We start from the raw sequence: 25,454 nt of genomic DNA, 5'->3' as shown, positions 1-25,454 counted from the left end.
ACCTTCTTCAATTCGGCTCTGCTCAATGTCACTGTCTCCTGTCTCATAGTGACATTATCTCAGAACAGTTATAGGGTGACATTATCACAGCACAACGACAAGGGGAAAACATTTTGTTGCAATTGATTGGGCAGATCGCTATAATAGTGAATGTTGGTCTGTGACTGTGCGCTGATGTGAGAGGTTGCCGACACACCCGGCCCCTTTGCCATAAGGGATGCCACTAGGGAGTTGTTGGGTTATTCTCACGGAGTATGTCCGATTCCAAAATTGGGCGAATGAAGGAGGGAATTCTATGGCTAAGCAAAAAATCCGTATCCGTTTGAAAGCCTACGATCACCGTATCCTGGATCAATCCGCGGAGAAAATCGTAGAAACGGCAAAACGTACTGGTGCAGGTGTTTCTGGACCGATTCCGTTGCCAACCGAGAAGCAGATCATCACGATCCTGCGCGCGGTGCACAAGTACAAGGATTCGCGTGAGCAATTCGAAATGCGTACGCACAAGCGTCTGATTGATATCGTCAATCCTACGCCGCAAACGGTCGACGCTCTCATGCGTTTGGACCTGCCATCCGGCGTTGATATCGAAATCAAGCTGTAATTTTAAGCTTTACCATCATTGAGATTGATCAAGAAAAGAGGTGTCAACATGTCAGGAATCTTGGGACGTAAAATCGGGATGACGCAATTCTTCACGGCCGACGGCAACGTAGTGCCTGTAACCGTCGTAGAAGCGACTCCGAACGTAGTATTGCAAAAGAAAACTGTGGATAACGATGGATACGAAGCAGTTCAGCTTGGCTTCGCGGACAAACGCGAGAAGCAAGCGACCAAACCAGCCATCGGCCACGCTAAGAAAGCCGGAACGGCACCCAAGCGCTTCATTCGCGAAGTTAGCGGCATCGATGCTGCTAGCACGGAAGTTGGACAAGAGCTTAAAGTTGACCAATTCTCCGCTGGCGATGTTGTTGACGTAACGGGAGTATCCAAAGGTAAAGGAACGCAAGGCGCGATCAAACGTTGGGGCTTCCAACGCGGCAAAATGACGCATGGTTCCAAATACCACCGCGGTAACGGCTCGCTCGCGACGATTCGCGATGCAAACCGCGTACCTAAAGGTAAGAAAATGCATGGTCGCATGGGTAGCGAAACGATCACAGTACAAAACCTCGAAGTCGTGAAAGTCGATGTAGAGCGCAACGTATTGCTGATCAAAGGTTCCGTACCGGGCGCTCGCAACAGCTTCCTCAAAATCCGCTCGTCGGTGAAGAAATAATTCGTAAAGGTTTCAGGAAAGGAGGACCACCTCATGCCGAAAGTATCGGTATTTAACGTAGAAGGCAAAGAAGTCGGACAATTGGATCTGGCAGATGGTATCTTCGGACTTGCTCCGAACGTTCACGTTCTGCACAGTGCCGTATTGCTCCAACAAGCTTCGCTTCGCTCGGGCACGCACGACACGAAAGGTCGTTCGGAAGTTCGCGGGGGCGGACGCAAACCGTGGAAACAAAAAGGAACGGGCCGCGCTCGTCAAGGTTCCATTCGTTCGCCGCAATGGAAAGGCGGCGGTATCGTATTCGGACCTACGCCGCGCAGCTACGGCTTTAAGTTGCCGCGCAAAGTTCGCCGCTTGGCGATCAAATCCGCGTTGTCGAGCAAAGTGCAAGACAATCAACTTATCGTTCTCGATCAACTGAGCTTGTCCGCGCCTAAGACGAAGGACATCGCGAAGATCCTGAACAACCTCAAAATCTCCCGCAAAGCGCTTGTCGTAACGGCTGATTTTGACAATAATGTGGCCCTGTCCGCACGTAACATTCCGGGCGTGAAATTCGTTTCCGCTGATGGGATCAATGTGCTCGACGTGATGAAGCACGATCAACTGATCATCACGAAAGACGCGGTTGCTAAAGTCGAGGAGGTGTTCGCGTAATGAAAAACCCTCGCGATCTGATTAAACGGCCGGTTATTACCGAGCGTACGAGCGACTTCATCGAACAACGTAAATACGTGTTCGAAGTCGACCTCAAAGCTAACAAAACCGAAATCAAACAAGCGATCGAGTCGATCTTCAAAGTGAAGGTCACCGGCGTCAATACGCTCAGAATGCCTGCTAAGCCTAAGCGCTACGGCAGACATAGCGGCTATACGTCCGAGTGGAAAAAAGCGATTGTGCAGCTTTCCGCAGACAGCAAACCGCTCGAGTTCTTCGAAGCATCCGTATAATAAGTCTCTAAAGTAAGGAGGGAATCCACTTGCCAGTCAAAAAGTTTAATCCGACTACGGCCAGCCGTCGTCAAATGACGATTGCGACATTCGAAGAGATCACGACCAATGAGCCGGAGAAATCTTTGCTCGCGCCGCTCTTCAAACGCGCAGGCCGCAACAACCAAGGTAAAATTACGGTTCGTCACCACGGCGGCGGACACAAGCGTAAATACCGGATTATCGATTTCAAGCGCACGAAGGACGGCATTCCCGGCCGCGTGGCTACGATCGAATACGATCCGAACCGTACGTCTTATATCGCTCTGATCAACTACGCGGACGGCGAGAAAGCTTACATTATCGCTCCTAAAGGCCTTAAAGTAGGCGACGAGATCATGTCCGGTCCTACGGCCGACATCAAGATCGGTAACGCACTCGCGCTGGAGAACATTCCGGTCGGTACGGTTATCCACAACATCGAATTGAAGCCAGGCAAAGGCGGCCAACTCGTACGCGCAGCCGGTACGAGCGCACAATTGCTTGGTAAAGAAGAGACTTACGTTACGATCCGTCTGACTTCCGGCGAGATTCGTCGCATCCTCAAAACTTGCCGCGCCACGATCGGTACGGTAGGCAACCAGGATCACGAGCTCATCAACATCGGTAAAGCAGGTCGCAAACGTTGGCTCGGCAACCGCCCAGTCGTTCGCGGCGTCGTCATGAACCCGAACGATCACCCACACGGCGGTGGCGAAGGTCGCGCTCCGATCGGACGCAAATCCCCGCTTTCTCCTTGGGGTCAGCCTACGCTCGGTTACAAAACTCGCAAGAAGAAAAAAGCTTCGAGCAAATATATCGTTCGTCGCCGCAGCAAGTAAATCTTGGCTTAGCGGCATGAACGGAAATCTCTCAAGGCACCGTGAAGGGAGGAGCATTCCATGGGTCGCAGTTTGAAAAAAGGACCTTTCGTGGATGGATATCTTCTGAAAAAAGTGGAAGAGTTGTCCGGTTCGAACAAAAAGGTCGTTATTAAAACGTGGTCCCGTCGCTCGACGATTTTCCCGCAATTCGTGGGTCAAACGTTCGCGGTATACGACGGTCGCAAACACGTTCCAGTGTACGTATCGGAAGACATGGTCGGCCATAAGCTTGGTGAGTTCGCGCCTACGCGTACTTTCAAAGGACACACGGACGACGACAAAAAAACCGGCAAAAGATAATTTAACCCTACGGAGTGGGATCGGTACAGCGGCTTGAGGCCGCGGCGCGATCGCACGAACGTAACGTAAGGGAGGAGGTACACCGATGTCTCAGCAATCGAAAGCCGTTGTGAATAACATTCGCATCCCGGCGCGCAAAGTCCGCCTGGTCGTAGACCTGATCCGCGGCAAGAAAGTTGGCGACGCGATCGCGATTTTGCGTCATACGCCTCGTTCGGCATCTCCTGTAGTGGAGAAACTGCTGAACTCCGCAATCGCAAACGCAGAGCATAACTTCCAGCTCGACGTGAACAAATTGGTCGTGTCCGAAGCCTTCGTTAACGAAGGCGCTACGATGAAACGATTCCAACCTCGTTCCCAAGGTCGCGCATTCAGCATCTTAAAACGCTCCAGCCATATTACGCTGGTCGTATCCGAGAAATAAGGAGGGACAACGTGTGGGTCAAAAAGTAAATCCCGTCGGTCTTCGCATCGGCATTATCCGTGATTGGGAATCCAAATGGTATGCTGACAAAGATTTCGGCTCCCTTCTGATCGAAGATGTCAAAATCCGCGAATTCCTTAAGAAGAAGTTGAAAGAAGCTGCGGTTTCCAAAATCGAAATCGAGCGCGCGGCTAACCGCGTTAACGTTACGATTCATACCGCTAAGCCGGGTATCGTTATCGGTAAAGGCGGCTCCGAAGTAGAAGTGCTTCGCGGCCAACTGACGAAACTAACGAACGGCAAAAAAGTGCACATCAACATTTCCGAGATCAAAAACCCGGAACTGGACGCTATCCTCGTTGCCGAGAGCATCGCGCAACAACTGGAACGCCGCGTTTCCTTCCGCCGCGCAATGAAACAAGCGATGCAACGCACGCAACGCGCTGGCGCCAAAGGTATCAAAACGTCGGTTAGCGGTCGTCTGGGCGGAGCGGAAATTGCTCGTCAAGAAGGATACAGCGAAGGCACTGTGCCATTGCACACGTTGCGCGCTGACATCGATTACGGTACTGCGGAAGCACATACGACTTACGGACGCATCGGCGTTAAAGTCTGGATCTACCGCGGCGAAGTCCTTCCGACGAAGAAAAGAGCTGCTGAGGAAGGAGGCAACTAATCATGTTGGTCCCTAAACGCGTCAAACACCGCAAAGTACACCGCGGTAAAATGAGAGGCAATGCGAAAGGCGGCGCTGAAGTTCACTTCGGCGAATACGGCCTTCAAGCGCAGGAAGCTTCCTGGGTAACGAACCGTCAGATCGAGGCTGCTCGTATCGCGATGACACGTTACATCAAGCGTGGCGGTAAAGTATGGATTAAAATTTTCCCTTCGAAACCAATCACCCAAAAGCCTCTCGAGGTTCGGATGGGTAGCGGTAAAGGTAACGTAGAAGCATGGGTTGCCGTTGTGAAACCGGGCAAAGTATTGTTCGAACTCGCAGGGGTATCCGAGGAGATCGCACGCGAAGCAATGCGCCTTGCGGCACACAAGCTGCCGATCAAGACGAAGTTTGTGAAACGTGAAGAACTGGGTGGTGAAGCAAATGAAAGCCAGTGAATTTCGCAACCTGACTTCGGCGGAATTGGAACAGAAGATCGCCGGCTTCAAGGATGAGCTGTTCAACCTCCGCTTCCAACTGGCTACTGGCCAACTGGATAACCCGCATCGCCTTGGCGACCTGCGGAAAGAAATTGCCCGGGCTAAAACCATTTTGCGCGAGCGTGAACTCGGCATCGGCTAATACCCGACAAAAGCCCTGAAGATCGATTTCAGGAAGGAGGATTACCATGAGCGACCGCAACAACAATCGTAAAGTGCAGATTGGTAAAGTTGTCAGCGATAAGATGGACAAAACGATTGTGGTAGCTGTTGAGACGTACAAAAAGCACAGCCTGTACCACAAGCGGATCAAATACACGAAGAAATTCAAAGCGCATGACGAAAGCAATCAAGCGCAAATCGGCGATACTGTTAGAATCATGGAGACCCGCCCGCTGTCGAAAGACAAAACATGGCGTTTGGTCGAAATCGTCGAGAAAGCCGTTTTGGCCTAACCGACACTTACTTGTGGATTGAAAGGAGGACCTTGCGATGATTCAACCGTTTACGCGTCTGGCTGTTGCCGACAACTCCGGCGCTAAAGAATTGATGTGCATCCGCGTGCTTGGCGGTACAGGTCGCCGCGTCGGGCATATCGGTGATATGATCGTATGCTCCGTCAAACAAGCAACACCAGGCGGCGTTGTCAAAAAAGGCGACGTAGTCAAATGCGTTATCGTTCGCACGAAGCGTTCGGTACGCCGTAAAGACGGTTCCTACATCGCGTTCGACGAGAACGCAGCCGTAATCGTTAAAGAAGACAAGAGCCCGCGCGGTACCCGGATCTTTGGACCAGTTGCCCGTGAGCTTCGCGAACGTGACTTCATGAAAATCATTTCCCTGGCACCGGAAGTTATTTAATGCTCCGGAACGCACCGATGGAGAAACACTCAAGGAGGTGTACCCATGCCCCGTCTGAAAAAAGTGCTTGAATCGCACAACAATAAATTGCACGTGAAGAAAGACGATAACATCATCGTCATCTCCGGCAAAGACAAAGGTAAGAAAGGCCGCATTATCGCTGCTTACCCGCGCGAAAATCGCGTCCTGGTGGAAGGCGTCAACATGGTCAAGCGCCATACTCGCCCGAATCCGACGAACCCGCAAGGCGGTATCATCGAGCGCGAAGCGCCGATTCACGTGTCCAACGTGATGCATATCGATCCAAAAAGCGGCAAGCCAACTCGCGTTGGCAACAAAACGCTTGATAACGGCAAAAAAGTCCGGGTAGCGAAACGCTCCGGAGAAATGATCGACTAATCGCGATTAGAACGGAAAGGAGGTCACTGTGACTCATGGCAGCAAGAATGAAGGAACGTTACCTGAATGAAATTACTCCTGCTTTGATGCAGAAGTTTAGCTACAAATCCGTCATGCAAGTGCCGAAGATCGAGAAAGTCGTCATCAACATGGGTGTCGGCGAAGCGGTTTCCAACTCCAAAATCATCGATTTCGCAGTTGAAGACATGCAAAAGATCGCCGGTCAAAAACCGGTCGTCACTCGCTCGAAAAAATCGATCGCGGGTTTCCGCCTTCGTGAGAACTTGCCAATCGGCGTTAAAGTAACGCTTCGCGGCGAGCGGATGTACTACTTCCTGGACAAATTGTTCAACATTTCTCTTCCGCGCGTACGCGACTTCCATGGCGTGTCGACGAAATCGTTCGACGGCCGCGGAAACTACACGCTGGGCTTGAAAGAACAATTGATCTTCCCGGAAATCGAGTATGACAAAATCGATAAAGTTCGCGGGATGGACATCGTCATCGTAACGACTGCACAATCGGACGAAGAGGCGCGTGAGCTGCTCACCCAATTGGGTATGCCGTTTGCGAAGTGACGATAACCCCTGTCAATGAGCAAAAGGTTACCTAATGGAGGTGTGAAAGCAAGTGGCAAAAACGTCGATGAAAATCAAGCAACAGCGTGCGCCGAAGTTTAAAGTCCAAGCTTACACGCGTTGCGAACGTTGCGGTCGTCCGCATTCCGTTTTGCAAAAGTTCAAAATCTGCCGGATCTGTTTCCGTGAGTTGGCATACAAAGGCCAGATTCCTGGCGTCAAAAAAGCGAGCTGGTAATCAGCCTAGTTCGGAAAGGAGGTTTACCCCATGGTTATGTCTGATCCAATTGCAGATATGCTGACGCGCATTCGCAACGCGAATCTGGTGCGTCATGAATCTGTGGAACTGCCTGCGTCTACGGTGAAGAAGCAAATTGCTGAAATCCTAAAACGCGAAGGCTTCATCCGCGACGCTGAGTACGTCGAGGATAACAAACAAGGCTTGATCCGTATCTTCTTGAAATACGGACCGAATAACGAGCGCGTTATTACTGGCCTGAAGCGTATTTCCAAACCTGGATTGCGCGTTTACACGAAATCGAGCGAAGTTCCGCGTGTGCTGGGTGGCCTCGGCATCGCGATCATTTCGACATCCAAAGGCATTGTAACCGACAAGGAAGCCCGTCAAGGCAAAGCTGGCGGCGAAGTGCTCTGCTACGTTTGGTAATTTAACCGTTATACGATTGGAGGTGTACCTATGTCCCGTATTGGACGCAAACCGATCCAGGTGCCTAACGGCGTGAACGTGAACCTGGACAGCAACGTCATTACGATTAAAGGTCCTAAAGGATCTTTGTCCCGTGCTCTGCACGGCGATATGAAAGTTTCCTACGAGGAGAACGTCATTACCGTTGAACGTCCTTCCGACAACAAGCTTCACCGCTCGTTGCACGGAACGACTCGTTCCCTCGTAGCGAACATGGTGAGCGGCGTAACCGACGGTTATGTTCGCAACCTTGAGCTGGTTGGTGTAGGTTACCGTGCGAGCAAGTCCGGCGAGAAGCTGGTACTGAACGTTGGTTACTCTCACCCGGTCGAAATCGTGCCTGAGAACGGCATCGAATTCGAAGTTCCTGCGCAAAACAAAATCATCGTTAAAGGCATCGACAAAGAGCTTGTCGGCGCAACTGCGGCGAAAATTCGTTCCGTACGCGAGCCTGAGCCTTACAAAGGCAAAGGGATCAAATACGAAAACGAGCGTATCATTCGTAAAGAAGGTAAAGCTGGTAAGAAGAAATAAGACAGGTAGTTGCGGGTGGTTAAGAGCTGCCTAGATGCAACACCGAGAAGGGAGTATACTCGGATGATTACCAAAGGCGATAAAAATAAAGCCCGTTTGAAGCGCCACCTTCGCGTGCGCAAGAAAATCACGGGCACGAACGAGCGTCCTCGCTTGTCCGTATTCCGTTCCTCGAAACATATCTACGCTCAACTGATCGATGACGTTAAAGGCATTACGATTGCTAGCGCATCGACAGTAGAGAAAGAAGTTTCCGGCAACGGCGGCAACGTGGAATCCGCTCAAAAAATCGGCACTCTGATCGCAGAGCGCGCGAAGAGCAAAGGGTATGAGCGGGTCGTATTCGACCGCGGCGGTTACCTCTATCACGGACGTATCCAAGCACTGGCAGACGCAGCGCGCGAAGCCGGTCTGCAGTTCTAATTCAATTTTTGAAACAAGGAGGTAAACGACTTGCGTGTAGATCCGAATACATTGGAACTTACGGAAAAAATGGTTCAAATCAACCGCGTTTCCAAAGTCGTCAAAGGCGGACGTCGCTTTAGCTTCAGCGCACTCGTCGTTGTCGGCGACGGCAAAGGTTGGGTTGGCGCCGGTATCGGCAAAGCTTCCGAAGTCCAAGATGCAATCCGCAAAGGCGTAGACGACGCCAAGAAAAATCTCGTGTTCGTACCACTCGTAAAAACCACGATTCCGCACGCCGTTACGGGACAGTTCGGCGCCGGCAAAGTGTTGCTGAAACCAGCTTCCGAAGGTACGGGCGTTATCGCGGGCGGTCCTGTCCGCGCAGTGCTCGAACTGGCTGGAGTCGGCGATATTTTGACGAAATCGCTGGGATCCTCCAACTCCATTAACATGGTCAATGCGACGTTGGAAGGTCTTTCCCGACTGAAACGCGCCGAAGACGTAGCGAAACTGCGCGGCAAAACCGTAGCAGAGCTATTCCGTTAAGGAGGGGAAACAGATGGCAAAGATTCAAATTACCCTCGTACGCAGCTTGATCGGCCGTCCGGAAAATCAACGCCAAACGGTGAAGACGCTCGGACTCGGCAAACTGCACACGACCGTCGTTAGAGAAGACAATGTTGCGACTCGCGGCATGATCAACACGGTTAGCCACCTGATCGAAGTTAAAGAAGTTTAAGCATAAACGATTATTTTTCAAGGAGGTGCGACGTACGATGAAATTGCATGAGCTATCTCCGAACGAAGGTTCGAAGTTTACCCGCAAACGCGTTGGACGCGGCGCGGGCAGCGGCCTCGGCAAAACGTCCGGTCGCGGTCACAAAGGGCAAAACGCTCGTTCCGGCGGCGGGGTTCGTCCCGGCTTCGAGGGCGGCCAAAACCCGTTGTACCGTCGGGTACCGAAACGCGGTTTTAACAACGATCGTTTCGCGACAGTTTTCGCGATCATCAATCTTGACCAGCTGAACCGCTTTGCGGCTGGCACGGAAGTAACTCCGGAATTGCTTCTCGAAGAGGGCATTCTGAAAAATCCGAAAGACGGAATTAAAGTTCTGGGCAATGGTGAACTGACAGTGGCGCTAACGGTTAAGGCACATAAGTTCTCTCAATCCGCTGCAGAAAAAATTCAAGCCGCCGGCGGTAAAACCGAGGTGATCTAATGTTCGCGACCGTCACAAACATTTGGAAAGTTGCGGACCTCCGTTCGCGGATTCTCTTCACACTTTTCATCCTGTTCATCTACCGAGTCGGTTCCTTTATCCCGGTTCCGAACATTGATAAGAGCGTGCTTGAGAGTGCTGGTTCGCAGGGCACTGACCTGTTTGGCCTTCTCAACACGTTCTCTGGCGGTGCGTTGTTCAACTTCTCCATTTTCGCTCTGGGGATTACGCCGTACATCACGGCTTCGATCATCGTTCAACTCCTTTCCATGGATGTCATTCCGAAGTTCTCGGAATGGCAGAAGGAAGGCGAGAACGGCAAGCGTAAGCTGGCTCAGATTACCCGTTACGGAACGGTTATTCTGGGGCTTATCCAAGCTTTCGCTACCGCAATCGGATTTAACCGGATGTACAGCATGAAAATGGTGCTCGATCCAAGCACGGCAACGTACTTGACGATCGCCATCGTACTGACAGCGGGTACTGCGTTCTTGATGTGGTTAGGCGAGCAAATCAACGAAAAGGGTATCGGCAACGGGATCTCGATCCTGATCTTCGCGGCGATCGTCGCCGCGATTCCGAAACACGCTCGTGACATTTACGCAACCTATTTCACAGACTCGAGCCAAGTGTTCATGGCCATTGTGAAGGTGATCATCATCCTGATCGTAATCATCCTGATTATTGCAGGGGTCATTTTCATCCAACAAGGCGTTCGCAAAATTCCGGTTCAATACGCCAAACGGGTTGTCGGACAGAAAATGTATGGCGGCCAGTCGACGCACATTCCACTTAAAGTGAATGGCGCTGGCGTTATCCCGGTTATCTTCGCGGTATCGTTGCTCATGTTCCCGATCACGATCGCCAACTTCTGGTCGAATCACGATTGGGCGCGCTGGATCATTCGTCATATGTACTATGATCAGCCGCTTGGCATGACGCTTTACGTATTGCTGATCATCGGTTTTACTTTCTTCTACACCTTCGTTCAGTTTAATCCGCAGCAACTGGCGGATAACATGAAGAAGAACGGCGGCTACATTCCGGGCATTCGTCCGGGTAAGCCGACGCAAGGCTTCCTGACGCGCGTCATTACGCGCATCACCTTGGCCGGAGCGATTTTCCTGGCGCTCATCTCGGTGCTTCCAGTGTTCTTCGGAAACCTGGCAGACTTGCCGAAATCGGTTAAGCTTGGCGGCACGTCCCTTCTTATCGTCATCGGCGTCGCGCTGGAGACGATGAAGCAGATCGAAAGCCAACTGATCAAACGCCACTACAAAGGGTTTATCAATAAGTAACCTACCGAACGGGCAGGAGGAACAACGATGAACATCTTGTTTATGGGGCCTCCTGGCGCCGGTAAGGGCACGCAGGCAGAGCGGATTGTCGAGCAATTCGACATTCCGCATATCTCTACCGGCGATGCGTTTCGTTTAGCCATCAAGCAAGGCACGCCGATCGGGAAGAAAGCTAAGGAGTATATCGACCAAGGCTTACTTGTACCCGACGAAGTGACGAACGGCATCGTACGCGAGCGTCTTGCGGAGCCCGACTGCGCCAAAGGTTTTCTTTTGGACGGTTTTCCGCGGACGATAGCGCAAGCCGAAGCACTCGACGGCATGCTTGCCGAGATGGGGCGCAAGCTGGATCATGTCATCAACTTGAAAGTGGATCCCGGCTTCTTGCTGGCCCGCATTACGGGAAGATGGATTTGCAAAACTTGCGGCGCGGCGTATCACGTCGTTAACAACCCTCCTAAGCAGGCAGGTATCTGCGACAAGGACGGGGGAGAGCTGTACCAGCGTCCCGATGATACGGCGGAGAAAGTGGGAACGCGCTTGGACGAGTACACGACCAAGACGGCGCCGCTTCTCGCGTATTACGGCGATCAAGGATCGCTCCGCGAAGTTGACGGGGAGAAGGAAATCGACGAGGTTACGGCCGACATCGCCTCCCTTCTAAGAGGGTAATCGATTATGATCGTAATCAAGTCGGAGAAAGAACTGAACCTCATGCGCGAGGCGGGAAGAATCGTCGCGGAGACGCATCGTTTGATGAAACAGGCGATCGTTCCCGGCGTAACGACCGCCGAGCTGGATCGGATCGCGGACTCGTTCATTCGTAGTCAAGGAGCCGTTCCATCGTTCAAAGGCTACAACGGATTCCCGGCCAGCATATGCGCTTCCACGAACGAGGAACTCGTTCACGGGTTTCCCGGTCCGCGGAAGTTAGTAGAAGGCGACATCATCAGCATCGACATCGGCGCGCAGTACAAAGGCTATCACGGCGATTCCGCTTGGACATACGGCGTCGGGAACATTTCCGACGAAGCGCAGCGTTTGTTAGAGGTTACCGAGGCTTCGCTTTATGCGGGCCTTGAGCTCATTCGACCGGACGTTAGGCTTTTCACCGTGTCCCATGCGATACAGAAGGTTATCGAAGACGCGGGCTTTTCGGTTGTCAGAGAATACGTCGGTCACGGCGTAGGCGCTGAACTTCACGAAGAACCGCAGATTCCGAACTACGGCGCTCCCGACCGCGGTCCGCGGCTTAAACCGGGAATGACGCTGGCGATCGAACCGATGGTCAACGTGGGAGAACGTTACGTGAAGACATTGTCCGATAACTGGACAGTCGTCACAGTCGACGGTTCGCTGTGCGCGCATTTCGAGCACACGGTTGCCGTTACCGAAGACGGGTACGAAATCTTGACCCGTGCATAGGCCAGGTGATCATATGACGGTAAACGTGAAGTTGGAACCCGGAGATATCGTGAGAAGCCGGCGTGGAAGGGACGAAGGGCAATTGGCCATCGTGGTCGCCCTCGTCGATGAGCGATTCGCGCTCGTGGCCGACGGCGATAAACGCCGATTCGACCGGCCCAAACGCAAAAACGTGCTGCATCTCGAATCGCTAGGGGAACGAAGCGACGAAGTCGCGAACAGCCTTCGCGACACCGGCCGCGTGACAAACGCAAAGCTGCGTTACGCGATCGGCGTAATCGAACAACGGCTCGAAGCGCATGCTGAAGAGAAAGGAGAATGACGGTTGGCCAAAGAGGACGTCATTGAGGTAGAAGGCACCGTAGTCGAACCGCTTCCGAACGCCATGTTCAAAGTGGAACTCGAGAACGGACATCAAATTCTTGCACATGTTTCCGGCAAGCTGCGTATGCACTTCATTCGGATTCTGACAGGGGACAAAGTGGTTATCCAGTTGTCGCCTTACGATCTGACCAGAGGTCGCATTACTTACCGGAAATAATTCGGATCCAAACCCGCCGGCTGCTGGCGGAAGCTAACATTCGGCCGCACAATTAAGGAGGGTATTATCATGAAGGTGAGACCTTCGGTCAAACCGATTTGCGAGAAATGCAAAGTCATTCGCCGCAAAGGCAACGTGATGGTTATTTGCGAGAACCCGAAACACAAACAAAAACAAGGCTAATGAAAAAGGAGGTGCCCCCTAATGGCACGTATTTCTGGTGTTGACCTCCCGCGCGACAAGCGCGTGGAAATCGCTCTGACGTACATCTTCGGCATCGGCAAGTCCACTTCGCAGAAGATCCTTGCGTCTACGGGCGTCAATCCCAACACTCGAGTTCGCGATCTGACGGAAGACGAGCTGGCTCGCCTTCGTGAAACGATCGACAAAGAACTCAAGGTTGAGGGCGACTTGCGTCGCGAAATTGCACTAAACATCAAGCGCCTGATCGAGATCGGTTCTTATCGAGGCCTCCGTCACCGCCGCGGTCTTCCGGTTCGCGGACAACGTTCTAAGACCAACGCGCGTACGCGCAAAGGTCCACGTCGTACAGTAGCGAACAAGAAGAAGTAATAAGGGGGGATAACAAACATGGCACAAAAGGGCAAGAAAGTCGTACGTACCAAGCGTCGTGATCGGAAAAATATCGATTCTGGCGTAGCGCACATTCGCTCTACGTTTAACAATACAATCGTGACGATTACGGACCCGCACGGTAATGCGGTTTCCTGGGCTAGCTCCGGTAACCTTGGCTTCAAGGGCTCCCGTAAGAGCACGCCATATGCAGCGCAAATGGCGGCAGAATCTGCTGCTCGCGCCGCAATGGAACACGGCATGCGGTTGGTTGAAGTTTCCGTTAAAGGACCTGGCGCAGGCCGCGAAGCTGCTATCCGTTCGTTGCAAGCCGCTGGTCTTGAAGTCAGCATGATCAGAGACGTTACTCCGATCCCGCATAACGGATGCCGTCCTCCGAAGCGCCGCCGCGTATAATACAACGTTGCATGTGTGGTATCAAACAAGAACAACTTGAGAATAATGGTTGTAACGGTTAGGCATACTACATGGTTTACCCCATAAACATTTCTCCTTGTTAAAGGTTGAACTTTAATCTTGGGGGAACAAAAGCAACGGCAACGCGCAACGTCTGCGACGTTTTGAAGGAGGTTTTGGTTGTGATTGTGATCGAGAAACCAAAGATCGATTCCGTGGAGATTCACGATGACAAGAGATACGGTCGTTTTGTCGTAGAGCCGCTTGAACGCGGCTACGGCATGACGCTCGGCAACTCTCTCCGCCGCATTCTGCTGTCGTCCCTTCCAGGGGCGGCGGTCGTGTCGGTGCAAATCGACGGCGTGCTTCATGAGTTTTCCACGATCCCGGGCGTGATCGAGGATGTAACGCAAATCATCCTCAATCTGAAGCGACTTTCGCTGAAGATTCATTCCGACGAGGAAAAAGTGCTCGAGATCGATGCGGAAGGCGACGGCATTGTAACTGCCGGCGACATTCGCGCGGATAGCGACGTGGAAATCCTGAATCCGGATTTGCACATCGCGACGCTGGCTTCCGGCGCGCGTCTGCACATGCGGATTTTCGCGAGAGTGGGCCGTGGTTACGTGCCTTCCGATCGTAACAAGAAAGAAGATCAGCCGATCGGCGTTATTCCGATCGACTCGATCTATACGCCGATCACTCGCGTGAACTATCAAGTCGAGAATACGCGTGTCGGTCAAGTTACAAACTATGACAAGCTTACGCTTGAAGTTTGGACTGACGGCAGCATTCGTCCTGAAGAAGCGGTGAGCCTTGGCGCGAAAATTTTGACGGACCACTTATCCTTATTCGTCGGTTTGACGGACGAGGCGAAAGATACCGAAACGATGAAGGAGAAGGAAGAGGACAAGAAAGAGAAAGTGCTCGAGATGACCATCGAAGAGCTCGATCTTTCCGTTCGTTCCTACAACTGCCTCAAACGCGCCGGCATCAATACGGTTCAAGAGTTGATCACGAAAACCGAAGAAGACATGATGAAGGTCCGCAACCTGGGCCGCAAGTCTTTGGAGGAAGTACAAGAGAAACTCGAAGAACTCGGGCTTGGTTTGCGTTTCGAGGAATAACATCGTCTAGGAACATGCATGAGGGGAGGAAAAACAAATGGCTTACCAAAAACTGAGTCGCGACTCCAGCGCGCGGAAAGCTCTATTCCGTGACCTGACGACCGACCTGTTCCTGTACGAGCGCATTCAAACGACCGAAGCGAAAGCGAAAGAAATTCGCTCTATCGCCGAGAAGTTGATTACGCTCGCGAAGCGCGGAGACCTGCACGCTCGTCGTCAGGTAGCTGCATTCGTGCGTCGTGAAAGCCTTGACGGCGGACCAGACGCCATCCAGAAACTGTTCTCCGAACTCGCTCCGCGTTATGCGGAACGTCCGGGTGGATATACTCGCATTCTGAAGCTGGGACCACGCCGCGGAGATTCGGCTCCAATGGTGTTTCTCGAGCTCGTAGATCGCGTGTAAGAACGGTGCAAACAAGGAAGGATGGGCCGAATGGAAGCATTCGGATCATCCTTTTTTTGTGCCTGCAGAAGGTCAATCGCCAACAGGGAAATCGGAGAGGTGCATATGCGGAATATTGCTCTTGTCATCAGTTATGACGGTACGGACTATAGAGGCTTTCAAAGCCAACCGGAAGGTTATACGGTCCAGGATAAGCTGGAGGAAGCCATTCGTATGCTCACGGGGGAGCGAGTCAAAGCAATCGGTTCTGGCCGGACGGATGCGGGCGTACATGCCAGATGCCAGGTAGTCAATTTCGAGACCCATTCCGCCATTCCGATCGATCGCTGGACGATTGCTTTGAATACCCGATTGCCGAACGATATCGTTGTCCAACGCGCTTGGGAAGTGTCCGAACAATTTCATGCTCGCAAGCACGCAATACGCAAGACATACCGATACACGATCAACTGTAACCGGATTCCCGATCTTTTTCGCAGACGTTATGAATTTCACCATCCCGCTCCGTTAGACGTGAAGGCGATGCACGAGGCGATCTGTCACCTTATCGGCAAGCACGATTTTTCTGCATTTACGTCGCCGCACTCGGTTAAGCCAAGCCATATCCGCACTATTCTTGATGCTAGGGTGGAACTAGAGACACCGTCGGATAATCATATCAACTATCCTTCATCACTCGTGGATAGCGAAAGAGATCAGAAATATTATCCGGGCAAACAAAGAGGCATCCTGCACGTATACGTGACGGGCACAGGATTTCTTTATAATATGGTGCGTATCATTACCGGTACCCTTATTCAAGTCGGAGAAGGGAAGAGGACGGCAGACCAGGTAGCATCTATTCTAGCTTCGATGGATCGCGCACGAGCCGGTCCGACAGCAGTTCCCCAAGGGCTAACGTTATGGGAAGTCGCTTATCCCGACGGTGCATTCGAGGCTCCGGAATGACTTGCAGAATAAAGTCAAACATATTGCTTGCATATGTTGCCGGGTTCATGTACAATAATTTTTGTGCCTTCTGCGTGGCTACCCACGGCCCCAGCGTAGAGAGGTCACATTTTTTGGCGCGTTTCGCGCATTCGGTTCTCCATCAGTTCCGAGTGACGGAGTTGCGTTGTACCTATCCATCAAACCGATAATCAATCTGAACGTGAAATCTATGCGTTCCCATACAATGCAGGGAATTAACCCGAAGGAGGATCTTTCATGCGTACAACCTACATGGCCAAGCCGCTTGAAGTCGAGCGCAAATGGCTCATCATCGACGCCGAAGGCAAAACACTCGGTCGTCTCGCTAGCGAAGCTGCAGCATTGATCCGCGGCAAGCACAAGCCTGAATTCACCCCTCACATCGACACGGGAGATTTCGTCATCGTGATCAATGCGGAGAAAATCGTTCTGACCGGCAAGAAATTGCAACAAAAGAAATACTACACGCACTCCCACTATCCGGGCGGTCTGAAAACGACGACGGCGCAAGAGATGATCAACCGCAAGCCGGCTCGCATCATCGAATTGGCAGTGTATGGCATGTTGCCGAAGAACAAGCTTGGCCACCAGCTTCAAGGCAAGCTGAAAGTATACGCAGGATCCGAACATCCACATCAAGCCCAACAACCTGAAGTTTACGAACTTCGCGGATAATAAAAGGGGGACTTTCGAATGGCTCAAGTGCAATATTTAGGAACGGGTCGCCGCAAGCACTCCGTTGCGCGGGTTCGCCTCGTGGCGGGTGAAGGCCGCATCGTTATCAACAAACGTGAAATCAACGACTATTTCGACCTCGAAACGTTGAAACTGATCGTTAAACAACCGCTGAACCTGACTGAAACGGTCGGCAAGTACGACATTATCGTTCTCGCTCACGGCGGCGGTACTTCCGGTCAAGCCGGCGCGATCCGTCATGGTATCTCCCGCGCTCTTCTGAAAGCAGATCCGGAGCTTCGTCCGGCGCTGAAGAAAGCTGGATTCCTGACTCGTGACCCACGTATGAAAGAACGTAAGAAATACGGCTTGAAAGCTGCTCGTCGCGCTCCACAATTCTCGAAACGTTAATATTTTTCTGTTGCATGCCTTTCTCCCATTGCGAAATCGATGGTGGGAAAGGCATGTTTTGTTTCCCGGAATTCGGCAGTTTTATCACAACTATGGATTGAACATTCGTGGTGTTGAGCGTATAATAGGTGGTATTCATACTTAAATACTAGGATTTCAACGGAGGTCATTCGAATGAATCTGATTGAAAAAGAAAACCTCATCCGCCAGAAAGCGGAAGAGTTCGAGAACGCGTCGCCGGAGACGGTCATTCAATGGGCGATCGAGACGTTCCCGAACATTACGTTTGCGTGCAGTTTCGGTGCAGAAGACGTCGTATTAGTGGATATGATCCAGAAAATCAGCCCGTCCACGGATATTTTCTATTTGGATACCGACTTCCACTTCAAGGAAACGTACGAAACGCGCGATCGCATGGAAGAGAAATACAATTTGCAATTCGTGCAAGTAAAGCCGGTATTGACGCCTGAGGAGCAGGCGGCGAAGCACGGCGACGAGCTATGGAAAGCGGATCCGACGGCATGCTGCAACATTCGCAAAGTCGAGCCGCTTACTCGCATTCTGTCGCAGTACGAAGCTTGGATTACGGGAATTCGCCGTGATCAGGCGCCGACTCGCGCCAATGCGAAGAAAGTCGAATACGACACGAAATTCGGTCTCGTGAAATTTAATCCGCTTGCTGCCTGGACGTCCGAGGACGTATGGGATTATATTCGTGCCAACGACATCATTTACAATCCGCTGCACGACCAGAACTATCCAAGCATCGGTTGCGAGTATTGCACGAAAAAAGTTATGCCGGGCGAAGACCCGCGTTCGGGCCGTTGGGCAGGCAACGAGAAGACGGAATGCGGACTTCATAAGTAAGATAACCGAAATTCTTATTATAGATTCAAAGGAGCTACTCATCTCATGAGCGCAATTCAACCGCATGGCGGACAGTTGATCAATCGGATCGTAAAAGGCCCGGAACGGGAAGATTTGCTGGCTAAAGCGGCTACGATGCCGGTCATTCCAGTGAACGCGTGGGCGATCTCGGATCTGGATTTGATCGGCGTCGGCGCATTCAGCCCGCTGACAGGTTTCATGAACGAAGAAGATTACGTCTCCGTCGTCGACAACATGCATCTGGCGAACGGCTTGGTCTGGAGCATTCCGGTCACGCTTGCGGTGACTTCCGATCAAGCGAATGCTTTAACCATCGGCAAGCCAGCGGTGCTCGTTGGCGAAAGCGATGGTGTCGTCTATGGCATTATCAACGTAGAAAGCATCTATCAGGCGAACAAAAAACACGAAGCGGTTAAAGTGTTCAAGACCGACGAGTTGGAGCACCCTGGCGTCGTGAAGCTGTTTGATCGTCCTGATATTTACGTAGGCGGATCCATCCAAGTGCTGAATCGCCCTGTGCCGGAGAAGTTTAACGAGTTTTATTTCGATCCTGTGGATACTCGCCGCATCTTCGCGGAGAAGGGCTGGAAGACGGTCGTCGGATTCCAAACCCGCAACCCGGTTCACAGAGCTCACGAATATATCCAAAAAGCGGCGATGGAAATTGTCGACGGCTTGTTCCTGAATCCGCTTGTCGGCGAGACGAAGTCAGACGACGTGCCTGCCAACGTGCGGATGAAGAGCTATTTGGCGCTACTCGAGAATTATTATCCGCAAGATCGCGTATTCCTGGGCGTATTCCCTGCCGCGATGCGGTATGCAGGTCCGAGAGAGGCGATTTTCCACGCGCTCGTACGCAAAAACTACGGCTGCACCCACTTCATCGTCGGACGCGACCACGCGGGCGTCGGCGATTATTACGGCACGTATGAGGCTCAGGACTTGCTGAAGTCGCTCGCTCCGGGAGAGCTAGGTATTACGCCGCTTTACTTCGAGCACAGCTTTTTCTGCACGAAGTGCGGCAACATGGCGTCCAGTAAAACTTGCCCGCACGGCAAGGAAGACCATCTGACGCTGTCGGGAACGAAAGTTCGAGCGCTGCTGCGCGACGGCATTTGTCCGCCTCCGGAATTTTCGCGCCCTGAAGTAGCGGAAATTTTGATCGAAGGTATGGCCGAAGCGAGCAAATCTTACACGATCTAAATCATATAAATCCATCTTGTCCCATAAAATATAGGGAGTTTTCCCTGGGACGAGGTGGATTTAATTGTTTAATGGAGGGTTTAAGCAGGGGGGCGGCCGAGACCGGAGAAGAACGCATTATCCGCGCGGTCGCCTAATTGTATGGCTCACTCGCAAGGCAATGCTCCGCCTTGCGATCATCGGTTGCTTGGTGCTGCTAACGGCGGTAGTATTTCTGAGCGAAATACCGTCATCGCGAACGTGGTCGCACTGGAGTTTGCCGTTGTCGGGCAAAGTGATCGCGCTTGATGCAGGTCACGGTGGGCCTGACGGAGGGGCGCAAAGCCGCGAAGGGGTCATCGAGAAAGATTTGAACCTCGCGATCGTGCTGTACTTGCGCGATTATTTGCAGCAGGCCGGAGCGGTCGTGCAACTGACGCGGGAAGGCGATTACGACCTGGCTTCTCCGGATACGAAAGGTTATGCGAAGCGTAAGACGGAAGATTTACTGGAGAGGGCGGACCGCGTCACGAAGCAAGAGGCAAGTCTCGCGATCAGCGTGCACATGAACAGTATGCCTTCGCCTCGCTGGTCGGGGGCACAGACGTTCTATTCGCTGAATAATGGAGATAGCCAGCGTCTGGCGACGATAATCCAAACAGAGCTTCGCGGCGTCCTAGGCAACACGGAGCGTATCGCCAAACGCGCGGATACGATTTATTTGCTTAAGACTTTGAAGATGCCTACGGCGCTCGTGGAAGTCGGTTTTCTGTCCCATCCGGAAGAAGCCGAGCAACTCGCTGACGAACAGTATCAACGGAAAGTGGCTGGTGCGATCTATCGAGGAATCTTGCGCTATATGAACGGTGAATCGGAAAAGCCTGTGCTATAATGATGGGTGAAGGTTATTGTCAGCAACAAGGAGATGGAGGCGTCATCTTGATCACGAAAGAATCAATCATCGAAACATTGCAAGCGATACAAGAGCCCACCTTCAAGACAAGTATTGCGAGTCTGGGGCTTATACGCGATATCGTCGTGCGGGAAACTTCCGTGTCGTTATCCGTCGTGCTGCATTCCGATAGTATGGGGCGGACCGCTGACGTCGAACGCGAGATCGCTGAAGCGTTGGCGAAAGCGAATATGCCTGCTCCGCATGTGCGCGTGCGTCAGATGACTGAGCACGAAACAGCGGAAGCAACTGCGAAGCTGCAACAGCCGGCATCGGCTCAAGCTTCCCAGGAGAAGAAAGCGCCGATCAAAGGCCATGGAGCCGGCCTTGAGAACGGGACGATTCTCCATCAGGACAGCGGCGTCGAATTTATCGCGATCGCAAGCGGTAAGGGCGGCGTTGGCAAATCAACCGTCACCGTGAATTTGGCTGTAGCGCTTGCGCGCTTGGGCAAACGCGTCGGCCTGATCGACGCCGATATTTACGGTTTCAGCGTGCCGGATATGATGGGCATCGAAGAGCGGCCAGAACAGGTGGGCAATAAAATTGTTCCGATCGAACGTTTTGGCGTGAAAGTCATTTCGATGGGCTTTTTCGTCGAAGATAACAGCCCAATCGTCTGGCGTGGTCCGATGCTCGGCAAAATGCTCAGAAACTTCTTCGCCGAAGTGGACTGGGGCGAACTGGATTACTTACTGCTCGATTTGCCGCCGGGTACAGGGGATGTTGCTCTCGACGTTCACCAGATGATTCCGCAGAGCAAGGAGATTATCGTCACGACGCCTCATGCGACTGCAGCATTCGTCGCCGCCCGGGCAGGCGCGATGGCGATTCGTACTGAGCACGCCATACTGGGCGTCGTCGAGAACATGAGTTACTTCGAGAGCAAGGAAACGGGCAACAAGGAGTACGTATTCGGCAGAGGCGGCGGCGGCCGTCTCGCGGAGACGTTAAATACGGAACTGCTGGCGCAATTCCCGCTCGGAGCGCCGGACAACCACCCGGCAGAACCTGATTTCTCGCCGTCCGTGTACAAAGCGGACTCGGAGATCGGCCAACAATACCTAGATCTTGGACGCTCTGTCATCGAGCGCTGCGGTCACTAAAACAAAAAGCGGCTGGGCGAAAAAATCGTCCAACCGCTTTTTGCTGTTTTGGTGGTGCGAGCGGGATCATCAGGAGCTTCCGCCACCGCTATCTCCGCCGCTGTCACCGCCACCGCCACCGCTATCCCCGCCGCTGTCTCCTCCGCCCCCGCCGCCTTCTCCGCCTTTTTTCTCACCCTTCTTTTCCGTATTCGGTGTCAGTTCTTCCTTAACGACGCTTTGGAGCAGCTTCATGATTTCGAGCTTGAAGAGCGGATTCTGCATCGCTTCCGTCACCGAGCTCATGATCAGCTTGCGCACTTCCGTCGTTTTCATCGAATCGGACATAATTTTAAGCATATCCGGAGATTTAAACATGTCGACGAGTTCTTTCTGGTACATCGGATCTTTCATCAAATCTTTATGAATTTGTTTGTTGTCTTTACTGACCGCCTTGGCGAATTCGCCCGCGAATTTCGGATCTTTCATGATTTTCTCGAGTACGGTCGAATATTCCGGTGACGTTAGCACGTCTTTAACGACGATCCGGACTTGAGCCTGATCGGCCGGTGTCATGCTTTTCATCTGCAGCGTGCTTTCGCCGTATTGGGCGGTGGACGCCTTCTCCATCGCTTTCTGGGCTTCCTCCGAGCCGAGAATGTCGATGACCATCGATTTGACTTCTTTATAGCTCATCTGTCCGCCGCCGCTACTTCCGCCGGATTCGGAACCGCATGACGCAAGCAGCAGCGACATGACGGACAAAAGTCCGATCAAGCGCAAACGAAGAAGCATACCGCACAGCTCCCTTTCTTCATTAGGGTGATGGCTGTAGTATGCTTCGACAACCTTGTGAATATTAGGGGCTTTACATGGCTTTTTGGCCTGTTCATGGTAAAATGATGGTGATTACGCGGAGGGGGTAGCAGCGAGTTGAATTTACGTAAATGGATGAGACTGTTCGGTGTGACTATACTGATCGGCGCTGTCGTGACCGTTGTCGGCAGCGTGTGCATACAGTTGGCCAATCCCGACTTTAGAGATGTGGAAGCGGGAGGGTGGCTTTCCTATATTCTCATGATGGCTTTGATCGGCATGACGTTCGGAGCGTTTTCCCATATGGGCTTCTTCGCTTATATGATGCTGAACTACATTGCGAGAAGCATATTCAAGCGGCCGATGACTTGGGTTGCCGTTCAAGGTTTTATCGCCGCGGTCGTATTGTTCGAGATCGGCTATTGGACATACGATACGAATTTCCCGCAGCAAACTTATTGGGGGGTGCCGCTCGGCCTGCTGGTCGGTTCTTTGCTTGTCGGTTGGATGAAGACGCAGCAGACGAGCGCGGGAGCGTGGGTGCCCACGATCTTTTTCTTGATCGCGATCACGACGCTTGAGTCTATTCCGGTATTTAAGCTGGGTGAGATTTCGTCGCTGCTGTACCAGATGATCCCGTTGTTCGTCTGCAACGCCTATCAGATTATGAGGCTGCACCGCATACTCGCCGCCGACTCCGCCAAGGCGCCGGCCGCGGTATCTTCTTCTAAGTAAAGTACGGGGAAGCCATCTCGTTCCATGCTGAGCGGTCTTCGACTGTTTTGCCGTTCGAGTCCGTTTGGCTGATCATTTGCGATACGGTGACGAACTCGTAGCCTTTGGCCCGCAATTGGTCGATGATGGCCGGCAGCGCTTCATGCGTTTGTTTGCAAGAGTCGCTGGCATGCAGCAAAATAATGTCGCCGGGGTGCGCCTTGGTGACGACTTTGCTGATGATGTTACCCACACCGGGGTTTTTCCAATCAAGGGAGTCTGTGTCCCATTGGATCACTTTATAGTTCAAGCTTTCTGCGATGCGGAGCACGCGTTTGTCAAAATCGCCGTTGGGCATCCGGATTAAATTAGGGGACTTGCCTGTCATTTCCTTGAGAATACCGTCTGCGGTCGTGATTTGCTTACGAATTTCCTCGTCGCTATATTGGCTGTAATTATCGTGCTTATGTCCATGGCTGCCGATTTCGTAACCCGCGTCCGTAATTTTCTTAACGATGTCCGAGTGAGTTTTGCTCCATGGAGAGGAGAGGAAAAAGGTAACATTTTTGACGCCTTTCGTCTTCAAAATGTCGAGAATCGGTTCTGCGCGTTTTTCGCCCCAACTGATATCGAAGGTCAGAGCGACGACTTTGCGTTCGGTCGGCACGCTGTAAACGGCTGCGGGAGGATGGGGGGCGAACACGCTGAGATTGTTTTTTTCCACCCAAATGACCGAGAGGGCGAGAATGGCGGCAACAGACAGGAAAAATATTTTTTTGATGCGCCGTCCGTCGAAGACGAAAAAATGATTCATTGTACATTTAACTCCTTTCGGATGAGGAAGATGGCGTCCGCGCCGCGAGGAGCGAACGATTCGAATCGCTTGTACTACCAATGTATGCTTGACCCATACAGATATTCATAAGGCATGTCTATGCGAGAGGGGATCGGCGATGTTCGCGCGCAAGCGGTTGAAGTTAACATGGCAAGAAATTCGTCCATATTTCATTTTTTCGGCGATGTTGTTTTTCGCAGGTATCGTCATCGGAATGGCGCCGGACGCGCCGACGGATTTTCTGAAAGATCAGATCAAAGGCTTGGCTTCCATTGCGGAAGACGTCAATCGATCCGCTCATCCGGAGCGAACGATGTTTTTCCTTGTGCTTATGAACAATATGACGGCATCTTTTCTCGCTATGCTGTACGGTCTTGCTGCGGGGATTATGCCGGTCGTGATGCTAGTAACGAACGGACTCGTAATCGGTTTTCTGATCGATAAGGCTTCCGGCGCGGGACAGAGCGTGTGGGAGCTTGTTCTGAAAGGATTGCTGCCGCACGGTATTTTCGAGCTGACGGCTGTTTTTCTGGCGTGTGCGTTCGGTATGCGGTTTGGCGTCACGCTGTTGAAAGGCGTTTTCGGTTCATTATTCGGCAAGAAGCTGCCATGGCAACCTTTCGTTAACACGGCTAAAGGCGCAGTTCCTGCATTGATTGCGATTTTTGTGTTGCTTCTGATCGGAGCGGGCGTTGAAAGTACGATTACATATTGGTTGATGAACTAAAGTTTTGCGGGGAAGGTCGATTCTGTCATAAAGTCGGCGAAAAAAGAGCATAACAGTAGGGCGTGTCAGAATACCCCGAGGGCAGCAACGCCCTAGACAAACGCCGCTTATTCTCGGAAGGAGCCCTCCCCTATGCTTGGAATGATGTTCACGGAGAAAGAATGCAAGGAATTCGACTATTTGCTGCGCAAGGAAATGGACGAGATGCTGCTTGATATGGGAGATCGCCGATTGGACGGACCGGTGAAAGAAGCGATCTCGAGACGTTACAAAATCATCTTCCGCATGTACGCGAGAATCGCGCCGCCGCGCGAATTATCCAGATACGCAACAGGGCTGCGCATGCAAAGATAAGCTTCTATGCGAATTATCGTGAAAAAAGATGCATCAAAAGGCTTGACCTACGCATTTGTTCTATGGTAAATTATCTTTCGCCCCACTTAGAACGGGCCGCAGCGAATGAAGCAAGGAAATGGCAACAGAAAAGAAATTAAAAATAACTGTTGCAAAATGCTAACGAGCTGTGATATATTATTCAAGTCGCCGTTAACGCGGACGACGAAGAATAAGAAACAAATTGTACTTTGAAAACTGAACATTGAGCGTAAGAAACAAAAGTAAGACCAGCAGTGAATGAGCCTCAAAAGGCTCTGTAATAAGAAGCTTCGGCTTCAACTATTATGGAGAGTTTGATCCTGGC

General features: G+C 52.0%; 43 protein-coding genes. 41 read left to right on the top strand and 2 right to left on the bottom strand.

Annotation, left to right across the window (positions count from 1 at the left end; translation table 11 throughout):
- Positions 1 to 295 precede the first annotated feature (295 nt).
- The 38 genes from rpsJ to ACFPOF_RS03510 all read left to right on the top strand — a co-directional run bounded on the left by rpsJ (position 296) and on the right by ACFPOF_RS03510 (position 21,683).
- The gene (gene rpsJ / locus ACFPOF_RS03695; protein ID WP_027087350.1) at positions 296 to 604 is read left to right on the top strand and encodes a 30S ribosomal protein S10; all 309 of its coding nucleotides are present in this window, start codon (positions 296 to 298) and stop codon (positions 602 to 604) included.
- A 48-nt stretch (positions 605 to 652) separates the two neighbouring features.
- Complete coding sequence (rplC, locus tag ACFPOF_RS03690) at positions 653 to 1,279, top strand: 50S ribosomal protein L3 (RefSeq protein WP_378129732.1); 627 nt, start codon at positions 653 to 655, stop codon at positions 1,277 to 1,279.
- Between the two features lie 33 nt (positions 1,280 to 1,312).
- Positions 1,313 to 1,936, top strand: coding sequence for a 50S ribosomal protein L4 (gene rplD / locus ACFPOF_RS03685; protein WP_378129730.1), 624 nt, complete (start codon positions 1,313 to 1,315; stop codon positions 1,934 to 1,936).
- Positions 1,936 to 2,229, top strand: coding sequence for a 50S ribosomal protein L23 (gene rplW / locus ACFPOF_RS03680; protein ID WP_378129729.1), 294 nt, complete (start codon positions 1,936 to 1,938; stop codon positions 2,227 to 2,229). Before rplD ends, rplW begins: the two co-directional genes overlap by 1 nt.
- A 29-nt stretch (positions 2,230 to 2,258) precedes the next feature.
- Positions 2,259 to 3,089 carry a 50S ribosomal protein L2 gene (gene rplB / locus ACFPOF_RS03675; protein ID WP_378129727.1) on the top strand — a complete coding sequence of 277 codons (831 nt, stop codon included), beginning with the start codon at positions 2,259 to 2,261 and terminating at the stop codon, positions 3,087 to 3,089.
- Positions 3,090 to 3,149: 60 nt separating this feature from the next.
- A complete protein-coding gene (gene rpsS / locus ACFPOF_RS03670; RefSeq protein WP_135153599.1) occupies positions 3,150 to 3,431 on the top strand; it encodes a 30S ribosomal protein S19 in 282 nt (93 codons plus the stop codon).
- A gap of 85 nt (positions 3,432 to 3,516) precedes the next feature.
- Entirely contained in the window at positions 3,517 to 3,855 is a 339-nt protein-coding gene (gene rplV, locus ACFPOF_RS03665) for a 50S ribosomal protein L22 (protein WP_209750086.1), read from the top strand.
- A gap of 13 nt (positions 3,856 to 3,868) precedes the next feature.
- Positions 3,869 to 4,531: a 30S ribosomal protein S3 gene (gene rpsC / locus ACFPOF_RS03660; protein WP_378129725.1), complete on the top strand. Its 663-nt coding sequence runs from the start codon at positions 3,869 to 3,871 to the stop codon at positions 4,529 to 4,531.
- Positions 4,532 to 4,533: 2 nt separating this feature from the next.
- The gene (gene rplP, locus ACFPOF_RS03655) at positions 4,534 to 4,971 is read left to right on the top strand and encodes a 50S ribosomal protein L16 (RefSeq protein WP_378129723.1); all 438 of its coding nucleotides are present in this window, start codon (positions 4,534 to 4,536) and stop codon (positions 4,969 to 4,971) included.
- Positions 4,958 to 5,155: a 50S ribosomal protein L29 gene (gene rpmC, locus ACFPOF_RS03650; RefSeq protein WP_041066918.1), complete on the top strand. Its 198-nt coding sequence runs from the start codon at positions 4,958 to 4,960 to the stop codon at positions 5,153 to 5,155. Before rplP ends, rpmC begins: the two co-directional genes overlap by 14 nt.
- Positions 5,156 to 5,201: 46 nt before the next feature.
- Positions 5,202 to 5,468, top strand: coding sequence for a 30S ribosomal protein S17 (gene rpsQ / locus ACFPOF_RS03645; protein ID WP_378129721.1), 267 nt, complete (start codon positions 5,202 to 5,204; stop codon positions 5,466 to 5,468).
- A 37-nt stretch (positions 5,469 to 5,505) separates the two neighbouring features.
- Positions 5,506 to 5,874, top strand: a complete 369-nt coding sequence (rplN, locus tag ACFPOF_RS03640; RefSeq protein ID WP_041066914.1) for a 50S ribosomal protein L14 — start codon at positions 5,506 to 5,508, stop codon at positions 5,872 to 5,874.
- 45 nt (positions 5,875 to 5,919) lie between these two features.
- The gene (gene rplX, locus ACFPOF_RS03635; RefSeq protein ID WP_378129719.1) at positions 5,920 to 6,273 is read left to right on the top strand and encodes a 50S ribosomal protein L24; all 354 of its coding nucleotides are present in this window, start codon (positions 5,920 to 5,922) and stop codon (positions 6,271 to 6,273) included.
- Between the two features lie 35 nt (positions 6,274 to 6,308).
- Entirely contained in the window at positions 6,309 to 6,851 is a 543-nt protein-coding gene (gene rplE, locus ACFPOF_RS03630) for a 50S ribosomal protein L5 (RefSeq protein WP_209750081.1), read from the top strand.
- A gap of 52 nt (positions 6,852 to 6,903) precedes the next feature.
- Complete coding sequence (locus ACFPOF_RS03625; RefSeq protein ID WP_027087364.1) at positions 6,904 to 7,089, top strand: type Z 30S ribosomal protein S14; 186 nt, start codon at positions 6,904 to 6,906, stop codon at positions 7,087 to 7,089.
- 30 nt (positions 7,090 to 7,119) lie between these two features.
- Positions 7,120 to 7,518, top strand: coding sequence for a 30S ribosomal protein S8 (gene rpsH, locus ACFPOF_RS03620; protein WP_027087365.1), 399 nt, complete (start codon positions 7,120 to 7,122; stop codon positions 7,516 to 7,518).
- Between the two features lie 30 nt (positions 7,519 to 7,548).
- Positions 7,549 to 8,091, top strand: coding sequence for a 50S ribosomal protein L6 (rplF, locus tag ACFPOF_RS03615; protein WP_378129716.1), 543 nt, complete (start codon positions 7,549 to 7,551; stop codon positions 8,089 to 8,091).
- Between the two features lie 63 nt (positions 8,092 to 8,154).
- Complete coding sequence (gene rplR / locus ACFPOF_RS03610) at positions 8,155 to 8,514, top strand: 50S ribosomal protein L18 (RefSeq protein ID WP_378129714.1); 360 nt, start codon at positions 8,155 to 8,157, stop codon at positions 8,512 to 8,514.
- 30 nt (positions 8,515 to 8,544) lie between these two features.
- Positions 8,545 to 9,042 carry a 30S ribosomal protein S5 gene (rpsE, locus tag ACFPOF_RS03605; protein WP_209750078.1) on the top strand — a complete coding sequence of 166 codons (498 nt, stop codon included), beginning with the start codon at positions 8,545 to 8,547 and terminating at the stop codon, positions 9,040 to 9,042.
- 13 nt (positions 9,043 to 9,055) lie between these two features.
- Positions 9,056 to 9,235, top strand: a complete 180-nt coding sequence (gene rpmD, locus ACFPOF_RS03600) for a 50S ribosomal protein L30 (protein ID WP_378129712.1) — start codon at positions 9,056 to 9,058, stop codon at positions 9,233 to 9,235.
- A gap of 37 nt (positions 9,236 to 9,272) precedes the next feature.
- Positions 9,273 to 9,716, top strand: coding sequence for a 50S ribosomal protein L15 (gene rplO, locus ACFPOF_RS03595; protein ID WP_378129710.1), 444 nt, complete (start codon positions 9,273 to 9,275; stop codon positions 9,714 to 9,716).
- Positions 9,716 to 11,014, top strand: a complete 1,299-nt coding sequence (secY, locus tag ACFPOF_RS03590; RefSeq protein WP_378129708.1) for a preprotein translocase subunit SecY — start codon at positions 9,716 to 9,718, stop codon at positions 11,012 to 11,014. Before rplO ends, secY begins: the two co-directional genes overlap by 1 nt.
- Before the next feature lie 27 nt (positions 11,015 to 11,041).
- Positions 11,042 to 11,686, top strand: a complete 645-nt coding sequence (locus ACFPOF_RS03585) for an adenylate kinase (protein ID WP_378129706.1) — start codon at positions 11,042 to 11,044, stop codon at positions 11,684 to 11,686.
- Positions 11,687 to 11,692: 6 nt separating this feature from the next.
- The gene (gene map, locus ACFPOF_RS03580) at positions 11,693 to 12,439 is read left to right on the top strand and encodes a type I methionyl aminopeptidase (protein ID WP_378129704.1); all 747 of its coding nucleotides are present in this window, start codon (positions 11,693 to 11,695) and stop codon (positions 12,437 to 12,439) included.
- A gap of 13 nt (positions 12,440 to 12,452) precedes the next feature.
- Positions 12,453 to 12,761, top strand: coding sequence for a hypothetical protein (locus ACFPOF_RS03575; RefSeq protein WP_378129702.1), 309 nt, complete (start codon positions 12,453 to 12,455; stop codon positions 12,759 to 12,761).
- Between the two features lie 3 nt (positions 12,762 to 12,764).
- Positions 12,765 to 12,980, top strand: coding sequence for a translation initiation factor IF-1 (gene infA, locus ACFPOF_RS03570; protein WP_116065578.1), 216 nt, complete (start codon positions 12,765 to 12,767; stop codon positions 12,978 to 12,980).
- A gap of 69 nt (positions 12,981 to 13,049) precedes the next feature.
- On the top strand, positions 13,050 to 13,163 hold the full coding sequence (gene rpmJ, locus ACFPOF_RS03565) for a 50S ribosomal protein L36 (protein ID WP_003333770.1): 114 nt from the start codon (positions 13,050 to 13,052) through the stop codon (positions 13,161 to 13,163).
- A 21-nt stretch (positions 13,164 to 13,184) separates the two neighbouring features.
- On the top strand, positions 13,185 to 13,553 hold the full coding sequence (gene rpsM / locus ACFPOF_RS03560) for a 30S ribosomal protein S13 (RefSeq protein WP_209750071.1): 369 nt from the start codon (positions 13,185 to 13,187) through the stop codon (positions 13,551 to 13,553).
- 18 nt (positions 13,554 to 13,571) lie between these two features.
- Positions 13,572 to 13,970 (top strand): 30S ribosomal protein S11, encoded by a 399-nt coding sequence (gene rpsK / locus ACFPOF_RS03555; RefSeq protein WP_120979980.1) that lies wholly within the window; start codon positions 13,572 to 13,574, stop codon positions 13,968 to 13,970.
- A 182-nt stretch (positions 13,971 to 14,152) separates the two neighbouring features.
- Positions 14,153 to 15,097 carry a DNA-directed RNA polymerase subunit alpha gene (locus ACFPOF_RS03550; protein WP_378129700.1) on the top strand — a complete coding sequence of 315 codons (945 nt, stop codon included), beginning with the start codon at positions 14,153 to 14,155 and terminating at the stop codon, positions 15,095 to 15,097.
- 37 nt (positions 15,098 to 15,134) lie between these two features.
- Positions 15,135 to 15,500 (top strand): 50S ribosomal protein L17, encoded by a 366-nt coding sequence (rplQ, locus tag ACFPOF_RS03545; RefSeq protein ID WP_378129698.1) that lies wholly within the window; start codon positions 15,135 to 15,137, stop codon positions 15,498 to 15,500.
- Between the two features lie 105 nt (positions 15,501 to 15,605).
- On the top strand, positions 15,606 to 16,448 hold the full coding sequence (gene truA / locus ACFPOF_RS03540; protein ID WP_378129697.1) for a tRNA pseudouridine(38-40) synthase TruA: 843 nt from the start codon (positions 15,606 to 15,608) through the stop codon (positions 16,446 to 16,448).
- A gap of 258 nt (positions 16,449 to 16,706) precedes the next feature.
- Positions 16,707 to 17,144 carry a 50S ribosomal protein L13 gene (rplM, locus tag ACFPOF_RS03535; RefSeq protein ID WP_378129695.1) on the top strand — a complete coding sequence of 146 codons (438 nt, stop codon included), beginning with the start codon at positions 16,707 to 16,709 and terminating at the stop codon, positions 17,142 to 17,144.
- Between the two features lie 18 nt (positions 17,145 to 17,162).
- Positions 17,163 to 17,555 carry a 30S ribosomal protein S9 gene (rpsI, locus tag ACFPOF_RS03530; RefSeq protein ID WP_378129693.1) on the top strand — a complete coding sequence of 131 codons (393 nt, stop codon included), beginning with the start codon at positions 17,163 to 17,165 and terminating at the stop codon, positions 17,553 to 17,555.
- A 174-nt stretch (positions 17,556 to 17,729) separates the two neighbouring features.
- A complete protein-coding gene (locus tag ACFPOF_RS03525; RefSeq protein ID WP_378129691.1) occupies positions 17,730 to 18,422 on the top strand; it encodes a phosphoadenylyl-sulfate reductase in 693 nt (230 codons plus the stop codon).
- A gap of 45 nt (positions 18,423 to 18,467) precedes the next feature.
- Positions 18,468 to 19,646, top strand: coding sequence for a sulfate adenylyltransferase (sat, locus tag ACFPOF_RS03520; RefSeq protein WP_378129689.1), 1,179 nt, complete (start codon positions 18,468 to 18,470; stop codon positions 19,644 to 19,646).
- Between the two features lie 160 nt (positions 19,647 to 19,806).
- Positions 19,807 to 20,517: an N-acetylmuramoyl-L-alanine amidase CwlD gene (cwlD, locus tag ACFPOF_RS03515; protein WP_378129734.1), complete on the top strand. Its 711-nt coding sequence runs from the start codon at positions 19,807 to 19,809 to the stop codon at positions 20,515 to 20,517.
- 47 nt (positions 20,518 to 20,564) lie between these two features.
- On the top strand, positions 20,565 to 21,683 hold the full coding sequence (locus ACFPOF_RS03510; protein WP_378129687.1) for a P-loop NTPase: 1,119 nt from the start codon (positions 20,565 to 20,567) through the stop codon (positions 21,681 to 21,683).
- A 69-nt stretch (positions 21,684 to 21,752) separates the two neighbouring features.
- On the opposite strand, the gene gerD is transcribed toward ACFPOF_RS03510, so the two are convergent.
- Positions 21,753 to 22,457 carry a spore germination lipoprotein GerD gene (gerD, locus tag ACFPOF_RS03505; protein ID WP_378129685.1) on the bottom strand — a complete coding sequence of 235 codons (705 nt, stop codon included), beginning with the start codon at positions 22,455 to 22,457 and terminating at the stop codon, positions 21,753 to 21,755.
- Positions 22,458 to 22,595: 138 nt separating this feature from the next.
- On the opposite strand from gerD, the gene ACFPOF_RS03500 reads away from it, so the two are divergent.
- A complete protein-coding gene (locus ACFPOF_RS03500) occupies positions 22,596 to 23,213 on the top strand; it encodes a KinB-signaling pathway activation protein (protein WP_378129683.1) in 618 nt (205 codons plus the stop codon).
- Here the strand turns inward: ACFPOF_RS03500 and pdaB are convergent.
- Positions 23,206 to 24,006, bottom strand: coding sequence for a polysaccharide deacetylase family sporulation protein PdaB (gene pdaB, locus ACFPOF_RS03495; protein ID WP_378129681.1), 801 nt, complete (start codon positions 24,004 to 24,006; stop codon positions 23,206 to 23,208). The two genes, ACFPOF_RS03500 and pdaB, sit on opposite strands and share 8 nt — an antisense overlap.
- A gap of 139 nt (positions 24,007 to 24,145) precedes the next feature.
- Here pdaB and ACFPOF_RS03490 point away from each other — a divergent pair, with 139 nt between their 5' ends.
- Positions 24,146 to 24,754, top strand: coding sequence for a stage II sporulation protein M (locus ACFPOF_RS03490; protein ID WP_378129679.1), 609 nt, complete (start codon positions 24,146 to 24,148; stop codon positions 24,752 to 24,754).
- A gap of 132 nt (positions 24,755 to 24,886) precedes the next feature.
- Positions 24,887 to 25,108, top strand: coding sequence for a hypothetical protein (locus ACFPOF_RS03485; protein WP_378129677.1), 222 nt, complete (start codon positions 24,887 to 24,889; stop codon positions 25,106 to 25,108).
- Positions 25,109 to 25,454 lie beyond the last annotated feature (346 nt).

It is taken from the genome of Cohnella soli (assembly GCF_042655525.1).
Classification (GTDB): Bacteria; Bacillota; Bacilli; order Paenibacillales; family Paenibacillaceae; genus Cohnella; species Cohnella soli.
Note: the sequence above shows the minus strand (reverse complement) of the source record. Positions and strands in the feature narration are given on the sequence as shown.